Genomic DNA, 18,240 nt, shown 5'->3' on the forward strand with positions numbered 1-18,240 from the left:
ACGGATGGTCGACGGTGGCGACGCAGCGCGCTGGCTGCACCTCCACGCCGCCCGGGGCGGTCCGGACGACCTGTCGCTCCTGGTGAACCGGGTCGCGCCCGCCATCGGGGCCACCGACATCGTGATCTACCTGGCCGACTACACGCAGTCCTCGCTCGTACCCCTGGTCGGCGCGGGCGCGCCCCGGGACGAACTCACGATCGAGACGACGCTGGCCGGCCGGGCGTTCACCGGCCTCCAGGTGCAGCGCGCTCCCGACCGCCCGGACCGGCTCTGGGTGCCCCTGCTGCTCGGCTGCGAACGGCTGGGGGCACTGGAGATCGTGTCGTCGCGCGCCGGCGACCCCGCGCTGGACCGGCCGGCCTGGGAGGTTGCGGTCGCCGTCGCTCAGGTCCTGGTGAACCGCCGGCTCTACGGCGACGTCGTGGAACGGATCCGCCGCCGCCTGCCGATGCAGGTCGCCGCCGAGACCGTGTGGGGGCTGCTGCCGCCGCTGACCTTCGCAACGGACGAGCTGGTGATCACCGCCATCCTCGAACCGTGTTACGACGTCGGCGGGGACATCTTCGACTACGCGCTCAACGGTGACGTGCTCAGCGTCGGGCTCTTCGACACCTGTGGGCACGGGATCAAGGCGAGCGCGATGGCCTCGCTCGTGGTCAGCGCGTACCGCAACGCCCGGCGTACCGGTCTCGACCTGGTCGACACGGCGATCAGCATCGACAGGTGGGTCCGCTCCGAACACCCCGGCCTGTTCGCGACCGCGCTGCTCGCCGAACTCGACCGGCGGACCGGCGTGCTGCGGACCATCAACGCCGGCCACCCCGGCGCCATGCTGCTGCGGGACGGCAAGGCCGTCCGGGCACTGCCCGGACCGACCGCGCTGCCGCTCGGGCTGGGCAACCTGTCGACGCGGCGCCCGCGGGCGCACGAGGAGGCGCTGCACCCGGGTGACCGCATCCTCGCCTACACCGACGGCATCACCGACGCCCGGGGCGACGACGGGGAACGGTTCGGGCTGGACCGGCTCGTCGACTTCGTCGAGCGTGCCCTCAACGAGCGGCTGCCCAGCCCGGAGACGATGCGCCGGCTGGTGCGCGCCGTCCTCGCCTACCAGCAGGACCAGCTCGACGACGACGCCACCGCGCTGTTCCTGGAGTGGCAGCCCTCGCACCTGCCGTTGGAGCACCTGGAGCACCTCACCGCGCCAGACGGGACGATCGCGTCCCCGTAGCCTCATCCCGCAGCGACAGCCCCGCCTGACCGTTCGGCGGAGATCGCCGGGCGTGGGCGCGGTTTACCGTACGTCGTGCTGATCGAGTTCGAGGCCGCGCCCGAGCGGGGGCCGTTCACCGTGGCGTGGCGCCGGCTCCTGCGGGGCGTGGTCCTGCCCTATCGATGGGTGGGCGGCACGCTGGCGCTGCTGTCGGTCTTCACGCTCGTCGTGGAGCCCCGCCTCGTCGCCGCTGCGCTGGCGGGTGGGGCCGTGCTCTGCTGGTTCCTCGCCCCGGCCGTGATGCTGCACCGTGCGGTGGGGGCGGCCTGGCAGTGGGGCTCCGTTGCGGCCCGCTGGAACCTCTCGGACGAGGGGTTGCGGTGCGAGAGCCCGGAGGGCCACACGCTGGTGTGGTGGTCCGCCGTGTCCGCCGTCGAACAGGTCCACGGCCAGTTGCTGGTGCGACTGTCGGGAGGGCGAGCGCTGATCGTGCCCTTGGCAGAACTCACGCCGCAGCAGAGACAGGACGTTCTCGCCTTCCTCCACGACCGGACCTTGCTCGTCTGAGCGCGTCGGTTCGCCACCGGGACGCACCATCTGTGCGAGCGACGGCACGAGAACGGGTGAAGCTCGACTCCGAGCATCCGGCTCGGCCTGGTCGAGGAGAAAGGGTGTCTTCGGTGAGCGGAGGCACGTCGAGTGACGCGGAGCGGAGTCCCGTCCTGCCCGGCACGGCTGCCGTCCCGGCCGGCGAACTCGCACGCCGCCAAGGTGCCGAGCCGGTCACCAGCCTCGACGATCTGGCTCGTCCGGACCTGATCGGGTCGGACGAGGAACTGGAGGTTCTCCTTGCCGACCTCGACGCCTCGCGGCATCGGGACCGGCCTGACCGCGACTCGTCCGGTAGGTCGTTGGATCTTCTGGGGTGCCTTGACCAGCCCTGGACGGCCGCGGCGGCACTCGACCTGCTGCCGGAGAACAACGGCCCGAGGATCGAGGTGCTGCGCGGCTGTGTGATCGTCACGCCGGGCAGCGGCGTCGACCGGCGTACGGCGCATCTCCATCTCGCGTACCTGATCGGGAGGGCGGCGCGGGCCGCCGGCCGGTGGGGCTGCCGGTCCGTCAACCTGGTCTCCGCTGACGACCTGTTCATTCCCGATCTGGCGGTGCTGCGACACCCGGCCGGTGGTCTCCGCGCCGTCACAATCGAGGACGCGCTGCTGGTGGGGGAGATCGCGCCGTCAGGCGTGATCGACAGGCCGCGGGAGTACGCGACCGCCGGTGTGCCGTACTTCCTCCGGGTCGACCTGCGTAACCGGGTGCCGGCGCTTGCCCTCTACGAACTGGTCGACGGCGAGTACCGGCCGCTTGCGGCCGCGGCCGCCGGTACGACGTTCGTGATGCGGCAGCCGTTCGAGTTCAGCGTCGACCCGGCCGACCTGCTCGACGAGGAGGCGCCGCAGGCGTGATCGACACCAGTTCGCCGAAGTGGTGGCATCGCGGCGCCTGGGATGCCGCCACCTCGGTGAAGTGGAGTGGATCATGTCGCCGGGCACTCCGGGACGAACCGGGGTGAGGCGCTGGGGAACAATGGTCCGGTGACCACTCCCCGAGATCTCGTGCTGCTCGGCTCGACCGGCTCGATCGGCACCCAGGCCATCGACATCGTCAAGCGCAACCCGGACCGCTTCCGGGTGGTGGCCCTCGGCGCGGGTGGCGGCAACGTGGAGTTGCTCGCCGCGCAGGCGCTGGAGCTGGGCGTGGAGGCGGTCGGTGTGGCCCGCGCGTCCGCCGCGCAGGATCTTCAGCTCGCGTTCTACGCCGAGGCGAGCAAGCGCGGCTGGGCCACCGGCGACTTCAAGCTGCCGAAGATCGTGGCCGGGCCGGACGCGATGACCGAGCTGGCGCAGTGGCCTTGCGACGTGGTGCTCAACGGCGTTGTCGGCTCGCTGGGCCTGCCGCCGACGCTGGCCGCGCTGCACGCCGGTCGTACCCTCGCCCTCGCCAACAAGGAGTCCCTCGTCGCCGGCGGCCCGCTGGTCAAGGCCGCCGTCTCGCGACCGGGGCAGATCGTCCCGGTGGACTCCGAGCACTCGGCGCTGGCGCAGTGCCTGCGCGGCGGCGCCCGGGGCGAGGTACGGCGGCTGGTGGTCACCGCCAGCGGCGGCCCGTTCCGGGGGCGGCGGCGTGACGAGCTGACCGCCGTGACGCCGGAGCAGGCGCTGGCACACCCGACCTGGAACATGGGCCCGGTCGTCACGATCAACTCCGCCACGATGGTCAACAAGGCGCTGGAGGTGATCGAGGCGCACGAGTTGTTCGACGTGCCGTACGCCGACATCGAGGTGATGGTCCACCCGCAGTCGGTGATCCACTCGATGGTCGAGTTCACCGACGGCTCCACCCTGGCCCAGGCCAGCCCGCCGGACATGAGGCTGCCCATCGCGCTCGGTATCGGCTGGCCGGACCGCGTGCCCGGCGCCGCCGCGGCTGTCGACTGGACCACTGCCCACACCTGGGAGTTCTTCCCGCTCGACGACGCGGCGTTCCCGGCTGTCGCGCTGGCCAAGGCGGCGGGCGAGGCCGGGCGCTGCCGCCCGGCGATCTACAACGCGGCGAACGAGGAGTGCGTGGCCGCGTTCGTCGCGGGCCGGCTGCCGTTCCTCGGCATCGTCGACACCCTCCAGCGGGTGCTGGAGGACGCACCCGATTTCGACGAACCAGGTACCGTCGAGGACGTGCTCGCCGCCGAGTCGTGGGCACGGGCGCACGCCCAGGAGATCATCGTCGGGTCGGTGGAAGGAGCTCGATGAGCTATCTGCTCGGGGTGGTGCTGTTCGCCCTGGCGATCCTCATCTCGGTGAGCCTGCACGAGGCGGGGCACATGCTGACCGCCAAGGCGTTCGGGATGAAGGTCACCCGCTACTTCGTCGGCTTCGGCCCGACCCTGTGGTCGTTCAAGCGGGGCGAGACCGAGTACGGCGTCAAGGGCATCCCGCTCGGCGGCTTCTGCAAGATCGTCGGAATGACGCCGCAGGACGACGACGTCGAGCCGGGGGACGAGAAGCGCGCCATGTGGCGCTACCCGGTGTGGAAGCGGACGATCGTGATGTCCGCGGGCTCGATCACCCACTTCGCCCTGGCCCTGATCGCGCTCTGGATCATCGCGGTGTCGGTGGGGCTGCCGAATCCGAAGTTCCCCAGCACCGAGGCCGGCTTCCGGGCCGAGCCGGCGGTGATCGCCATCGCGCCGTGCGTGGTGGTGGAGAACGCGGCCCGCGCCTGCGAGTCCGGCGACCCGGCCAGCCCGGCCGAGAAGGCCCAGCTCAAGGACGGCGACCGGATCACCGCGGTGAACGGCAAGCCGGTCTCGACCTGGGGCGACATGCTCGACGTGGTCCGGGCCACTCCGCCCGGCACGGCCACCGTCGCCTTCGTGCGCGACGGCAAGCCGGACGAGGCGCGGGTCGACCTGGCCTCGGTGCAGCGTCCGCCGCTGGACGACCCGAAGGGCGCCGCCTCGGCGGTCTCCGCGCTCGGCGTGGCGCTCTCGCCCACCACCCCGACCCGGGTCGAGTACGGCCCGGTCGCCGCGTTCGGCGCCACCGCCGACTTCACCGGCACGATGGCCGTGCAGACCGCGCACGCCATGCAGCGCATCCCGCAGAAGGTGCCGGCGTTGTGGAACGCGATCACCGGCGGCGAGCGCGACGTGGACACCCCGATCAGCGTGGTCGGCGCCAGCCGGCTCGGCGGCGAGGCCGTGGAGAACAACGCCTGGCTGGTGTTCTTCATGCTGTTCGTGTCGCTGAACTTCTTCATCGGCGTGTTCAACCTGCTGCCGCTGCTCCCGCTGGACGGCGGCCACATCGCCATCGCCTGGTTCGAACGGGCGCGGTCCTGGCTCTACGCGCGCATCGGCCGTGCCGATCCGGGGCGCGTCGACTACCTCAAACTCATGCCGTTCACGTACGCGGTGATCCTGATCGGTGGCGCGTTCACGCTGCTGACGGTCACCGCCGATGTCATCAACCCCATCACGCTCTTCTCAAGGTGAGTGCCTGAAGTGACCGCTGTCAGTCTCGGTATGCCCCCCGTACCGCCGCCGCCGCTGGCCCCGCGCCGGGCCAGCCGCCAGATCATGGTCGGTTCGGTGCCGGTCGGTGGTGGCGCGCCGGTCTCGGTGCAGTCCATGACCACCACCCTCACCGCCGACGTCAACGCCACGCTCCAGCAGATCGCCGAGCTGACCGCGTCCGGCTGCCAGATCGTCCGGGTCGCCGTGCCGTCGCAGGACGACGTGGAGGCGCTGCCGGCGATCGCCAAGAAGTCGCAGATCCCGGTGATCGCCGACATCCACTTCCAGCCGAAGTACGTCTTCGCGGCGATCGACGCCGGCTGTGCCGCGGTGCGGGTGAACCCGGGCAACATCCGGCAGTTCGACGACAAGGTCAAGGAGATCGCGCGGGCCGCCGGCGACGCGGGCGTGCCGATCCGGATCGGCGTGAACGCGGGCTCGCTGGACAAGCGCCTGCTGGCCAAGTACGGCAAGGCCACCGCCGAGGCGCTGGTGGAGTCGGCGCTGTGGGAGTGCTCGCTGTTCGAGGAGCACGGCTTCCGGGACATCAAGATCTCGGTCAAGCACAACGACCCGGTGGTGATGATCCGGGCGTACCGGCAGCTGGCCGAGCAGTGCGACTACCCGCTGCACCTCGGTGTCACCGAGGCCGGCCCGGCGTTCCAGGGCACGATCAAGTCGGCGGTGGCCTTCGGCGCGCTGCTGGCCGAGGGCATCGGCGACACCATCCGGGTCTCGCTGTCCGCCCCGCCGGTCGAGGAGATCAAGGTCGGCAACGCGATCCTGGAGTCGCTGGGCCTGCGCGAGCGTGGCCTGGAGATCGTCTCCTGCCCGTCCTGCGGCCGGGCGCAGGTCGACGTCTACAAGCTGGCCGAGGAGGTCACCGCCGGGCTGGAGGGCCTGCCGGTGCCGCTGCGCGTCGCGGTCATGGGTTGCGTGGTGAACGGTCCGGGTGAGGCCCGCGAGGCCGACCTGGGTGTGGCCTCGGGCAACGGCAAGGGCCAGATCTTCGTCAAGGGCAAGGTCGTCAAGACCGTGCCGGAGGCGCAGATCGTGGAAACGCTGATCGAGGAGGCGCTGCGGATCGCCGACGAGATGGGCGCCGAGATCCCCGAGGAGCTGCGCGACCTGGTGCCGGGCGGTGCCACCGTCACCGTGCACTGATCCACTTCCGCGTTGTCGTGCGGCCGTCCCCGGCAGGGGGCGGTCGCACGCGGCGTCTCAGGGCCGGGGCACGGCGGCGAAGGGGGAGAGGGTGAACCAGCCGGGCGCGGCGCGCCGCAACGTCTCCGGTCCGGTGACCTCCACCGTGCCGCCGCGCAGCGCCGCGGCCCACTCCAGGTCGCCCATCCAGACCTGGACCAGGGCGCGCAGGTCCGCCGTGACGGTCACCGTCACGTCGTGCCCCGGGTCGATGTCGCAGACGTCGGCTTCGCCCCCGGCGATCACCATCCACCAGTCGCGCTGCGCCGTGGGCACGTCCCGGAAGCGGAACCGTACGACGGTACGCCCCGGCGGGACCGCGTCGTGGTCGACGTGCCGGTGCATGTCCCACAGCAGCAGCTTCGGGTCCAGGTCGGCGTCGCCCAGTTCGCCGATCCAGCGCACGCCCCAGGCACCGAGTGCCTCCAGCACGGGCCGCAGCTCGCGCCCGGCGGCGGTCGGGACGTAGCGCACGTCGACGCCGTCGACCCGCCGCTCCACCACCCCGGCGCGGACGAGCTGGTGCAGCCGGCGGGACAGCAGCGTGGGTGACATCCGGGGCAGGCCCCGGCGCAGCTCGTTGAAGCGTTCCGAGCCGCTGACCAACTCCCGGACCACGAGCAGCGTCCACCGCTCGTCGAGCAGTTCCATGGCCTTCGCCACGGGGCAGAACTGGTGGTAGGAGGCCCCCATGGCGGGCACGCTACGCCCGGCCCGGCGGCCCGGCCAGGCGCCTGTCGGGAGCGGTACAGATCTCGTACTGGGGGCCGGGTCGTCCGCTGCCTAGCGTCCTGTGCAGGGACGACTGTGAGGAGCGACAGATGATCGAGGAACGGGAACAGGACGCCGCGGTGAAGGCCCGGCACCGCGCGATGTGGGCGATGGGCGACTACGCCGCCGTGGCCGCGCAGGTGATCCCGGAGCTGGGGGCGACGCTGGTCCGGGCCGCCGGGGTGGCGCCGGGCATGCGGGTGCTGGACGTGGCGGCCGGGACCGGCAACGCGGCTCTGCCGGCGGCCCGGGCCGGCGCGGAGGTGGTGGCGGGCGACCTCACCCCGGAGTTGCTGGCGATCGGGCGGGCGGAGGCTGAGCGGGAGGGCTTGGCGCTGACCTGGGAGGAGGCGGACGCGGAGGCGCTGCCGTACGCGGACGGCGCGTTCGACGCGGTGCTGTCCTGTGTGGGTGTGATGTTCGCGCCCCGGCACCGGGCCGCCGCCGACGAGGTGCTGCGGGTGTGCCGGCCGGGCGGGACGATCGGCCTGGTCAACTGGACCCCGGAGGGCTTCGTGGGCCAGTTGTTCGCGGCCATGCGGCCGTTCGCGCCGCCACCGCCGCCGGGCGCGCAGCCGCCCCCGCTCTGGGGCGACGAGGACCATGTCCGGGAGTTGTTCGGCGACCGTGTCGACGCGCTCCGGCTGGGGCGCGACGACGTGGTGGTGAACCGGTTCGCCACGCCGGAACAGTTCCGGGACTTCTTCGCCACCCACTACGGGCCCACAGTGGCGGTCTACCGGGCGAACGCGGGCGATCCGGAGCGTACGGCGGGGCTCGACCGCGCGCTGACCGACCTGGCGGCCCGGCACCTGGACGGCGGCGTGATGCGCTGGGAGTACCTGCTCGTCACCGCTCGCCGCGCCTGACGGCACGCCGGTCGTCGTCCGGCCGGCGTGCCGTCGCGGCGGCGGTGCTCACTCGGACTCGGCGAGGATGGCGTAGAGCTTGCGCCGGGTCTCGTCGAGCACCTGGGCGGCCCGGGCGCGCTGGTCGTCGGTGCCGGTGGTCATGACCTGCCGCAGCGCCTGCATGGCCTGCGCTCCGGCGTCGCGGATGTCGTGCCAGCTGTTGACTGTCTGCTCGGCGAACTCCGCCCAGGGCGGGGTCTGCGCCGCGTCGGCCGCCTCGGCCTGCCCCGCCTCGGTCAGCGCGAACCGCTTGCGCCCGCCCTCGGAGTCGGCGGCCGTGGCGATGACGCCCTCGTCCTCCAGCAGTTGCAGTGTCGGGTAGATCGAGCCGGGGCTGGGCCGCCAGGCCCCGCCGGTGCGGGAGTCGATCTCCTGGATCATCTCGTAGCCGTGCATCGGCCGCTCGGTGAGCAGGGCCAGCACGGCGCCGCGGACGTTCGGCCGCCGTCCGCGTCCCCGGCCGCCGCGCCCTCGCCCGCGACCGTGCGGTCCGGGGGAGAAGGGCGGCGGACCCGGGGGTACGGGCGGGAAGCCGAAGCCGCCGTGGCGGCGCATCTCGTCGTGCATGGCGTGCATGCGTCGATGGAAACCCATCAGTGGTTCTCCTTCTGTAGTCGCATCACTGATGCATCAACGATATATCGGCAATGCATCGCCGACAAGACGTCGCGAAAACCGGACTGCAAACCGTACGTACGTATTGTTAGGCTGCCGGTGTGCGCCTGCTTCCCGAACCGGGCCCGTCCCGGACCCTCGCCCTCTCCACGCTCGTCAACACCGTCGGGCGGGGCACCTGGCTCACCGCCAGCGCGCTGTTCCTCACCCGGTCGGTCGGGCTCACGGTGGCCCAGGTCGGCGTGGCGCTCACGCTCACCGCGCTGGTCAGCCTGGTGGCGAGCACCCCGATGGGCTATCTCGCCGACCGCCTCGGCCCGCGCGGGCTCCAGATGGCCGCGCTGCTCGCCTCGGCCGCGTGCACGACCGCCCTGGTCTCGGTGCGCTCGTTCACCGGCTTCCTGGTCGTCGGCATGCTGATGGCGGTCGCGGACGCGGGCACCCGGGGCGCCCGCGGGGCGCTGATCGCCGGCGCCGTACCGCCCGACCAGCGGGTCCGCACCCGCGCCTACCTGCGCGCCGTCACCAACGTCGGGATCTCGGTGGGCACCGTGCTGGCCGGGTTCGCGCTCGCCGCCGACACCCGCAGCGCGTACGTCACGCTGATCCTGCTCGACGCCGCCACGTACGTGCTGGCGGCGGCGGTGCTGCTGCGGCTCCCGCCGGTGCCGCCGATGCCCGCCCCGGCGCACGGGCCACGGCTGATCGCGCTACGGGACCGCCCGTTCCTCGCCTTCACCGTGCTGGACGGGCTCATGTCCATGCACTTCTCGCTGATCAACATCGCCCTGCCGCTGTGGATCGCCGGGCACACCAGCGCACCGAACTGGCTGATCTCCGTCTGCCTGCTCGTCAACACGGTGGTGGTGATCCTGTTCCAGGTCCGCGCCTCGCGGGGCACCGAAGACCTGACCGGCGCGGGCCGGGCCGCCCGCCGGGCCGGTGTCCTGCTCGCCGCCGCCTGCGCGCTGTTCGCCGCGGGTGGCGGCGTCCCGGTGGCGGTTGCGGTGCCGCTGCTGCTGGCCGGCGCGCTGGTGCACGTCGTGGGCGAGCTGTGGCACGCCGCGGCCGGCTGGGGCATCTCCTTCGGCCTGGCTCCGGCGCACGCGCACGGGCAGTACCAGGGCGCGTACGGGATGGGCATGCAACTCGGCTCGATGGTCGCCCCGGTGGTGGTGACCACGCTCGCGATCGGCTGGGGCGTACCCGGCTGGCTGGTGCTCGGCGTGGTGTTCCTGCTGCTCGGCGCGTTGGTGCCGCCTGTGGTGCGGTGGGCCGCCCGGACCCGGCCGCCCGCGCCCGAACCGGTGCCGGCGGCGGCCGGCTGAGGGCCGTGCGGCAGGTGCCCGGTCGGCCCGCGCGCGCCGGGGTGGATCTGGCAGGCTGGTAGTCGTGCTCACGGTGCCGGTACGCCAACTCGGGGAGTCGGAGCGCCGCGCGGTCGAGCGGCTGCTCGACCTCGACCCGTACGCCGGCGCGCAGGTCGCCGAGCGGGTGGCGGCACGCGGTCTGGCCTGGTGGCGGGCCGAGGCGCGGATCCTCGGGTACGGCTCCCGCCGGCACCTGGAGTCGATCTGCTGGCTGGGCGGCAATCTGACCCCGGTGCTCGCGTCCGAGTCGGCGGTGACCGCGTTCGCCGACCAGTTGAGCGCCGAGGAGCGGCTCTGTTCCTCGATCGTGGGCCGGGCCGACGCGGTGCTCGGGCTCTGGGACCGCCTCTCCGCGCACTGGGGGCCGGCTCGGGACGTACGCCCGAACCAGCCGTTGCTGGCGACGGACGCGCTGCCCGCCGTGGCGCCCGACCCGCACGTGCGGCGGGTGCGCGGTAACGAGGTCGACCGGCTGTTCCCGGCGGCGGTGGCGATGTACACCGAGGAGGTCGGGGTGTCGCCGCTGGCCGAGGACGGCGGGCGCGGCTACCGGCGGCGGGTGACCGAGCTGGTGCGCGCCGGCCGTGCCTACGCCCGCTTCGTCGACGGGCGGGTGGTCTTCAAGGCGGAGCTGGCAGTGGTGACCCGCCGGACCGCGCAGGTGCAGGGCGTCTGGGTGGCGCCCGAGTGGCGCGGCCGGGGCATCGCCACCGCCGCGATGGCCGCAGTGGTCCGCGACGCGCTGGAACGGGTCGCGCCCACTGTGAGCCTCTACGTAAACGACTTCAACCTGCCCGCCCGCCGGGTCTACGAGCGCTGCGGCTTCCGCCCGGTCGGCACGCTCGCCACAGTGCTGTTCTGAGGATCACTCCCGCCAGGCGTCCCGAACCGGACACCCGGCGCTATGCTGGGCATGTTTTTATACTGACTAGTCAGTTCGGAATTCGGGAGCGGAATGAACATCGTCGAGGCCGTCGGCCTGGGCCTGCGCACCCGCCGCGGCTGGGTCTACCGGGACGTCGACCTCACCGCCGCGAGCGGTGAGCTGCACGCCGTGACCGGCCCGCCCGGCAGCGGGCGCACCTCGCTGCTGCTCGCCCTGGCCGGGCGCTTCCCGCACAACCACGGCGAGCTACGCCGCCGCGGACCGGCCGCGCTCGGCCAGGTGGCGGGCGTGCACGAACCCGACCCGACGCTCACCGTCGCCGAGCACATCACCGAACGCCTGCTGCTGCTCGGCCCGGTGCCCCGCCGCCGGCGCCGCCTCGTGCCGGTGGCAGCGGTCCGAGCCCGCCGGGCCTACCGCCGCGACGCCTACGCCGCCGCCGTCGCCGGCGCCGGACTCACCGACGCGCCCCTGGACCCCGACCGGTACGGCCGCGACCTCACCCCGGTCGAACGGCAGGTGCTCGGGCTGGTGCTCGCCAGCCTCGGCGGCCCCAGCCTGATCGTCGCCGACGACGTGGACGCCGGCGCCGACCGCCCCGAGCGGGAGTGGATGTGGGGCGCGCTGGAACGCCTCGCCGACCAGGGGTACGCCGTGGTCGCCAGCGCCCGCGCCGTCGAACCCGGCGTGGCCGCCACCGTGCACCGCATCGGCGACCCGGTCCCGCCCGTCCCCGCCCTCACCGTTCCCGCCGAGCCCGCCGAGGTGCCCGCATGAGCGTCCTGCGACTGGCCCTGTTCGAGCTGCGCCGGATGACCCGGGGCCGGCTGCCGCGCGCCGCCCTCGCCGTGCTCACCATCGTCCCGCTGCTCTATGGCGCCCTCTACCTGTACGCGTTCTGGGATCCCTACGGGAAGATGGACCGGATCCCGGTCGCCCTGGTCAACGCCGACCGTCCGGCCACCGCCGGTGACGGCAGCGAGGTGCACGCCGGCCGTGACCTCACCGACAAGCTGCTCGACCGCAAGGTGTTCGGCTGGACCGTCACCGACCAGGGCGACGCCACGAAGGGGCTGCGCGACGGGCGCTACCACCTCGTCTTCTCCATCCCGGAGGACTTCTCCGCCACCCTCGCCGCCGGCCCGGAACCGGACCGCCCGGCCCGGCAGGGCGAGCTGAAGGTCGTCAACGACGACGCCACCAACTACCTCTCCGGCCTGCTCGCCCGGTCGGCGTTCAGCGAGATCCGGGCCGCAGCCGCGCAGAGCACCGCCGCCACGTACTTCGACAAGATGCTGATCGGCTTCACCGACGCCAAGGCCGAGACCGGACGCGCCGCCGACGGCGCCGGGAGGATCGCCGACGGGCTCGGCAGCTCCCAGCAGGGCGCGGGAAAGATCGCCGACGGGCTCGGTGACGCCGAGGACGGTGCCGGGCAGCTCGCCGGCGGGCTCAACCAGTCGGTCCAGGGCGCGGACAAGCTCGCCAAGGGCCTCGACCAGCTGCGGACCGGCGCCGCCCAGCTCGCCGACGGCGCCGGCCGCGCCGCCACCGAGACCAAGGCCGCAGCGGCCACCGTGAACGCCGCCGCCGACAAGTACGAGCCGGTGCTGCGCCGCAACGCCGACAAGATCGAGAAGGCGGCCACGCTCGTCGCCGACGGCGCGCAGCAGCTCGCCGCCGGGCTGGACGCGCTGCCGGGCAAGGCCGCCGAGGTGGTCGCTACCGCCGAGGAGATCCGCGACCGGCTCGACGCGGTCGCGAAGGAACACCCCGAGCTGGCCGACAACAGGGACTTCGCCGCCGCCCGCAAGGCCGCCGACCAGGCCGTCACGCAGGCCCGTTCCGTGGTGGCCGCGCTGGACAAGACCGACATGGCCACGCTGCGCAAGCAGATGACAGACGTGTCGAAGACCGCCCGCGAGGTGGCCGCCGCCGCGCCGCACCTGGCCGACGACGTCGCCTCCGCCCGCGCGAAGGTCAACGAGCTGGCCGGCGGGCTCGCCACGCTGGCCCAGGGTAGCGCCAAGCTCCGCGACGGGCTGGGCGACGCGTCGACCGGCGCGAACGAGCTGCGCGGCGGCCTCTACCGGCTCGCCTCGGGCGCCCGCCAGCTCGACGGCGGCCTGGCCCAGCTCGGCAGCGGCAGCAACCGCCTGGTCGACGGGCTGACCCGGCTGGAGGGCGGTGCCGGCGACCTCGCCGACGGGCTCGCCGCCGGGGAGCGGAAACTGCCCGGGTACGACGACGCGGCCACTCGCGCCGGCGTGCTCGGTGACCCGGTCGGCCTGATCCGCGACTCGCAGAACCCGGCCGGCTCGTACGGCGTCGGCTTCGCCCCGTACTTCCTCTCGCTGGCGCTCTGGGTCGGCGCGATGATCACGTACATGCTGTTGCGGCCGGTCAACCGGCGGCACGTGATGTCCGGCGCGCCCGGCTGGCGGGTCGTGCTCGCCGGGTGGCTCCCGGCCGCCGGTATCGGCCTGGCCCAGGTCACTGTGCTCTACACGGTGGTGACGCTCGGGCTCGGGCTCGACCCGAGGCACGGGGCGGCCACGTTCGGGCTGCTCGCGCTCACCTCGCTGGCGTTCACCGCGATCATGCAACTGCTCGGCGTGGCGCTCGGCCCGGCCGGCCGGCTGGCCGCGCTGGCGCTGCTGATGCTCCAGCTCACCTCGTCCGGCGGCACCTACCCGGTGCAGACCTCGCCCGGCTTCTTCCAGGCCGTCCACCCCTGGCTGCCGATGACGTACGTGGTGGACGGCCTGCGGCACACCATCAACGGCGGTACGACCGCCCCGGTGGTCACCGCCGCGCTGGTGCTGCTCGCGTTCGGGCTGGGCGCGACGGCGCTCACCGTCGGCGCGGCCCGCCGGTCCCGCCGGCTCACCCCGTCGAAGCTGCACCCCGAACTGACCATGTGAGGATGAGCCGGTGACGGACGGACGGACACGCCGGCGCGAGGACACCCGCCAGCGCCTCTTCGTGGCGGCGGTGGACCTCATCGCCGAGCAGGGCTTCTCGGCCACCACTGTGGACGACATCGCGGCCCGCGCCGGTGTGGCGAAGGGGACCGTCTACTACAACTTCGAGTCCAAGACCGTCCTGTTCGAGGAACTGCTGCGGCACGGCATCGGCCTGCTCACCGCCGAGTTCCGGGCCGCCGTCGACGGGCTGCCGCCGCTGGAGGCGCTCGGCGCGCTGGTCCGCGCCCAGCTGGAGTACATCCGCCGCTACCGCGCCTTCGCCCAGCTCCTGCTCTCGGAGATGTGGCGGACCAACAGGGAGTGGCAGCAGACGCTGCGGCTGCTGCGAGGCGAGGCCATCGCGGTGATCGCCGACACCGTGCAGGCCGGCGTGGACAGCGGCGACCTCCCGGCCGACCTGGACGTGCGTACCGCGAGTTCGGCGCTGTTCGGCGTCGGGCTGGTGGTGGCAGTGGACTGGCTGGTCTTCTCGCCGGAGCGGCCGATCGACGAGGTGCAGGAGTCGCTGCTCGGCATCGTCCGGCGGGTCGCCCGGACCTGACCAAGGGCCGGTAATTCGGTTGAATCCGGGCCGCCGTGAGGACGAGGCTGGGGACACCGCCCCCACCGAGCCGAGTCCGGAGGACCTTCCATGCGCCTGCTCCGAGATCTCTGGGCCACGGCGCCCCGGCGGATGACGGCGGTCCTGCTGCTGATCGTGCTCGGCGCCGCCGGCCAGGCGGCCGCCGCCGCGCTGGCCGGGCCGGTGCTTGTGCACCGCTCGTCCGGCTGGTTCGTCGCGCTCGCGGTGGCGCTCGTCGCCGCTGTCGTCACCGACCTGCTGATCGGCCTGATCATGGCCCGGCTCACCGCCGACTGGTCGGCCGACGTGCGGCGACGGCTCTGCCGGGTCGCGCTCGGCCAGGACCTGCCCACCCTGGAGACCACACCGGTCGGCGAACTGCTCGACCGGATCGACAACGACGTCTACCAGGTCGCCGCCGAGATGCGGAACACCGGCGTACGGCTGGCGCAGGGCCTCGCGGTCTGCGTACTCGCGACGGTGAGCGCGCTGATCGTCTGGTGGCCCGCGGGCATCGGCATGATCCTGCTCATCGCGCTGCTCGTGGTGACGCTGCGCCGTCCGACCGCCCGGATCGCCCCGGCCCGGATGGCCGAGGAGGAGGCGTGGTCCGACCTCGCGGCGGTGATGGAGGAGGCGGTGCACGGGCAGGACGACGTGCGCACCAGCCTCGCCCGGCCGTACGTGCTGCGCCTCTACGCGCGCCGCGCGGCCGAGGTGATCGCCCGGTGCGTCCGGGTGTTCCGGCTCTCCGCGCGGGTCACCGCCACCGCCGCGGGCGCGGTCGGGCTCGGCGTCGCGGGCGTGGTGCTGGGCGGCGCGTGGGCGCTGGCCACCGGCCGGGTGGACGCCGCCCGGCTCACCGCGATCTGGCTGCTGGTGATCGCGTTCGGCGCGACCGTCGAGCAGATCGCGCGCTGGGTGCCGCACCTGCAACAGGCGTTCGGCGCGTGGGGCCGGGTGCAGCTGCTCGCCGGGTCGCCGCAGGAGCCGGACGGCGGCGCCACCCCGGTCGACGGCGACCTGACCGTGCGCGGTCTCACCTACCGCTATCCGGCCGGCGGGGACGACCGCGGTCCGGCGCTGCGCGACGTGCACCTGGACTTCGTCCGCGGGCGCTCGTACGCGCTCGTCGGGCGTACCGGCTCGGGCAAGTCGACGCTGGCGAAGGTGCTCACCCGGGCGGTGGACGTGCCGCGCGGCACGGTGTTCCTCGGCGGCACCGACCTGGCCGACCTGGACGTGGAGGAGTTGCGCCGGTGGATCGCCGTGGTGCCGCAGCGCACCGAGATCCTGGCCGGCACGCTGGCCGAGAACGTGGCGCTGTTCGACCCGGAGCTGCTGGACGCCGCCGAGCGGGCGCTGGCCGAGCTGGGCCTGGCCGGCTGGATCGCCGAGCTGCCCGACGGCGTGCACACCCGGCTCGGCGACGGCGGGTACGTGCTCTCCGCCGGGCAGGAACAGCTCGTCGCGTTCGCCCGCATCCTGGTCCGGGACCCGCACGTGGTGATCCTCGACGAGGCCACCGCACGGCTCGACCCGGTCACCGAGAACCGGGTACGCGAGGCCACCGAACGGCTGCTCACCGACCGGATCGGCATCGTCATCGCGCACCGGCTCTCCTCGGTGCGCCGCTGCGACGAGGTGGTGGTGATGGCCGACGGCGCGGTACTGGAGGCCGGTCCGCTGCGCGAGTCGGCCCGCTTCGCCGAACTGCTCGCCACCAGCCACGCCGGGGCGTACGCCGGAGTGGGCGCCCGGGGCGGCGGCGTGAACCTGCTCGACGCGCCCGCCTGGGACGACGCCCCGGCCACGCCGACCGCACCCGCGACCCGGCCGGCCGCCGTGCCGCGCGCCGACCCACCACCCGCGCCGCCCTTGCCGCCCGCGCGGACCATGCGGGAGATCTTCCGGCTGGGCACCAACGACACCCGGTACGGCCTGCTCTCGGTCGGCCTGTTCATCGTGATGACGGTGCTCGGCATGGACGGCGCGGTGCTGCCCTGGCTCTGGGCCGACCTGATCGGCGGAGGCGACCCGTGGCTGCCGGCGCTGGGCATCGTGGCCGCGCTGCTCGTGGTGCTGCCGCTGCCGTACCTGACCAATTTGTGGTTCCCGCAGTGGTGGATCCGGCAGATGCTGCGGATCAGCGCCCGGCTGGTGCACGGGCAGACCGGCGCGCGCCGGGTCAGCGGGCACACCCCGGCCGAGGTGGTGGCCCAGGGCGGCGACACCGACCGGGTGGTGCACCTGGCCGACAACCTGATGGACCAGTTCATCTCGCTGGTCATCGTGGTCGCCATGACGCTGGTGACGGGCAGTCTCGTACCGGCGATGTTCTTCGTCGGCACGATGGTGGTCTCCGGGCTGGCGGCGACGCTGTTCGCGCCCCGGCTGGAACGCACCGCGGCCGGCACGGTGAAGGCGCGCGCCGCGTTCGCCACCGCGCTGGTCTCCGCGCTGTCCGCCGCCCGTACGGTCAAGCTGGCCGGCGCGACCCGCCCGGTGCTGCGCCACCTCGCCCGGCTGGACGAGGTACGCAGCGAGCGGCAGCGACGCGAGATCGCCATGCAGGTGTGGGCCCGGTCCACTCCGTCGGTCGCCAGCGGCCTGCTGCCGATCGGCGCGTGGGCGCTCTACCTGGCCGGGGAGCTGTCGGCGGGTGCCACGCTGGTGGCCGTGTCCACCCTGGCCGCGGCCCGCTGGTTCGCGTGGACCACCGCGTCGCTGGTCTCGCAGTACCCGTCGGCGCGGGTGTGGACGAAGCGGACGGTGGCGATGACCGGCGAGGCCGTGTACGCGGCGCCGGTGCCCGGCCTGGACCTGGTCGCCGGCACCGCGCCCGCGCCCGAGCCGCCGCCCCGGCACCCGCTGCGCCGCCTGGAGCTGGCCGGCTTCGGTGCGCTGCACTCCGACGGCACGCTCGCCGTCCGCGACGTGGACCTGGTGGTCGAGCGCGGGCAGTTGGTGCTGGTCGTCGGCCCGGTCGGGTCCGGCAAGTCGTCGCTGCTGCGCGCGCTCGCCGGGATCGTGCACCACGTCGGCGAGCTGCGCTGGAACGGTGACCCGGTGACCGAGCCGGAGATGTTCCTGCGTCCCAACCAGGTCGGGTACGTGGGCCAGATGCCCCGGGTGCTCTCCGGCACGGTGGCCGACAACATCGCGCTCGGCCACCAGGTGGACGCCGCCGGGGCGGTCACCACCGCCCAGCTCGAACACGACCTGGCCGCGGCCGGGGGCGGGCTCGGGTTGCTGATCGGGCACAAGGGCACCCGGCTGTCCGGCGGTCAGCTCCAGCGGCTGGCGCTGGCCCGGGCGCTCGCCCCGCGTACCGAGCTGCTGGTGGCCGATGACGTGTCGTCGGCGCTGGACGTGAGCACGGAGCTGGCTCTGTGGGCGGCGTTGCGCGAGCACGGGGTCACTGTGGTCGGCTCGACCGCGAAGCGGGCCGCGCTGGTCCGGGCGGACCACGTGGTGGTGCTGATCGACGGCACGGTGGCCGACCAGGGCACCTGGACCGACCTGGAACCCCGCTGGAACCACCTGGCCGGCTGACCGCGTTTTCCCGGGCTTCCCCGCCCCGTTGATCATGAAGTTGGCGGCGACAAATCGGACGCAGAACGCCGCCAACTTCATGATCA

15 protein-coding genes are annotated in these 18,240 nt (G+C 73.4%); 13 read left to right on the forward strand and 2 right to left on the reverse strand.

Annotated elements, in window-relative coordinates; genetic code table 11:
- The first annotated feature begins 4 nt into the window (after window positions 1-4).
- The 6 genes from IRY44_RS07755 (at window position 5) to ispG (ending at window position 6,458) form a co-directional block, all read left to right on the forward strand.
- On the forward strand, window positions 5-1,234 hold the full coding sequence (locus IRY44_RS07755) for a PP2C family protein-serine/threonine phosphatase (protein ID WP_194799745.1): 1,230 nt from the start codon (window positions 5-7) through the stop codon (window positions 1,232-1,234).
- A gap of 75 nt (window positions 1,235-1,309) precedes the next feature.
- Window positions 1,310-1,783, forward strand: coding sequence for a YcxB family protein (locus IRY44_RS07760; protein WP_194799746.1), 474 nt, complete (start codon window positions 1,310-1,312; stop codon window positions 1,781-1,783).
- A 113-nt stretch (window positions 1,784-1,896) separates the two neighbouring features.
- Window positions 1,897-2,685 (forward strand): Uma2 family endonuclease, encoded by a 789-nt coding sequence (locus tag IRY44_RS07765; protein ID WP_194799747.1) that lies wholly within the window; start codon window positions 1,897-1,899, stop codon window positions 2,683-2,685.
- 129 nt (window positions 2,686-2,814) lie between these two features.
- Window positions 2,815-4,029 carry a 1-deoxy-D-xylulose-5-phosphate reductoisomerase gene (gene dxr / locus IRY44_RS07770; RefSeq protein WP_194799748.1) on the forward strand — a complete coding sequence of 405 codons (1,215 nt, stop codon included), beginning with the start codon at window positions 2,815-2,817 and terminating at the stop codon, window positions 4,027-4,029.
- Entirely contained in the window at window positions 4,026-5,273 is a 1,248-nt protein-coding gene (locus IRY44_RS07775; RefSeq protein ID WP_194799749.1) for an RIP metalloprotease, read from the forward strand. Before dxr ends, IRY44_RS07775 begins: the two co-directional genes overlap by 4 nt.
- Before the next feature lie 9 nt (window positions 5,274-5,282).
- Window positions 5,283-6,458, forward strand: a complete 1,176-nt coding sequence (gene ispG, locus IRY44_RS07780) for a flavodoxin-dependent (E)-4-hydroxy-3-methylbut-2-enyl-diphosphate synthase (protein WP_194799750.1) — start codon at window positions 5,283-5,285, stop codon at window positions 6,456-6,458.
- 57 nt (window positions 6,459-6,515) lie between these two features.
- Here the strand turns inward: ispG and IRY44_RS07785 are convergent, their stop codons facing one another.
- The gene (locus IRY44_RS07785; protein ID WP_194799751.1) at window positions 6,516-7,190 is read right to left on the reverse strand and encodes a helix-turn-helix domain-containing protein; all 675 of its coding nucleotides are present in this window, start codon (window positions 7,188-7,190) and stop codon (window positions 6,516-6,518) included.
- A 128-nt stretch (window positions 7,191-7,318) separates the two neighbouring features.
- Here IRY44_RS07785 and IRY44_RS07790 point away from each other — a divergent pair, with 128 nt between their 5' ends.
- The gene (locus tag IRY44_RS07790) at window positions 7,319-8,137 is read left to right on the forward strand and encodes a class I SAM-dependent methyltransferase (RefSeq protein WP_194799752.1); all 819 of its coding nucleotides are present in this window, start codon (window positions 7,319-7,321) and stop codon (window positions 8,135-8,137) included.
- Window positions 8,138-8,185: 48 nt separating this feature from the next.
- On the opposite strand, the gene IRY44_RS07795 is transcribed toward IRY44_RS07790, so the two are convergent.
- Window positions 8,186-8,773: a PadR family transcriptional regulator gene (locus IRY44_RS07795; RefSeq protein WP_194799753.1), complete on the reverse strand. Its 588-nt coding sequence runs from the start codon at window positions 8,771-8,773 to the stop codon at window positions 8,186-8,188.
- 122 nt (window positions 8,774-8,895) lie between these two features.
- On the opposite strand from IRY44_RS07795, the gene IRY44_RS07800 reads away from it, so the two are divergent.
- From IRY44_RS07800 to IRY44_RS07825, 6 genes are all read left to right on the forward strand, one after another.
- Window positions 8,896-10,122 carry an MFS transporter gene (locus IRY44_RS07800; protein WP_194799754.1) on the forward strand — a complete coding sequence of 409 codons (1,227 nt, stop codon included), beginning with the start codon at window positions 8,896-8,898 and terminating at the stop codon, window positions 10,120-10,122.
- 64 nt (window positions 10,123-10,186) lie between these two features.
- Window positions 10,187-11,026, forward strand: coding sequence for a DUF4081 domain-containing GNAT family N-acetyltransferase (locus tag IRY44_RS07805; protein WP_194799755.1), 840 nt, complete (start codon window positions 10,187-10,189; stop codon window positions 11,024-11,026).
- A gap of 93 nt (window positions 11,027-11,119) precedes the next feature.
- Window positions 11,120-11,827 carry an ATP-binding cassette domain-containing protein gene (locus IRY44_RS07810; protein WP_194799756.1) on the forward strand — a complete coding sequence of 236 codons (708 nt, stop codon included), beginning with the start codon at window positions 11,120-11,122 and terminating at the stop codon, window positions 11,825-11,827.
- Entirely contained in the window at window positions 11,824-13,974 is a 2,151-nt protein-coding gene (locus tag IRY44_RS07815) for a YhgE/Pip family protein (protein ID WP_194799757.1), read from the forward strand. The genes IRY44_RS07810 and IRY44_RS07815 overlap by 4 nt, the downstream gene beginning before the upstream one ends.
- A gap of 10 nt (window positions 13,975-13,984) precedes the next feature.
- Complete coding sequence (locus IRY44_RS07820) at window positions 13,985-14,578, forward strand: TetR/AcrR family transcriptional regulator (RefSeq protein WP_073830318.1); 594 nt, start codon at window positions 13,985-13,987, stop codon at window positions 14,576-14,578.
- 90 nt (window positions 14,579-14,668) lie between these two features.
- Window positions 14,669-18,154 (forward strand): ABC transporter ATP-binding protein, encoded by a 3,486-nt coding sequence (locus IRY44_RS07825; protein ID WP_194799758.1) that lies wholly within the window; start codon window positions 14,669-14,671, stop codon window positions 18,152-18,154.
- The last annotated feature ends 86 nt before the right edge of the window (window positions 18,155-18,240 follow it).

The organism is Micromonospora sp. ANENR4 (assembly GCF_015354395.1).
GTDB classification, from domain to species: domain Bacteria; phylum Actinomycetota; class Actinomycetes; order Mycobacteriales; family Micromonosporaceae; genus Micromonospora; species Micromonospora aurantiaca.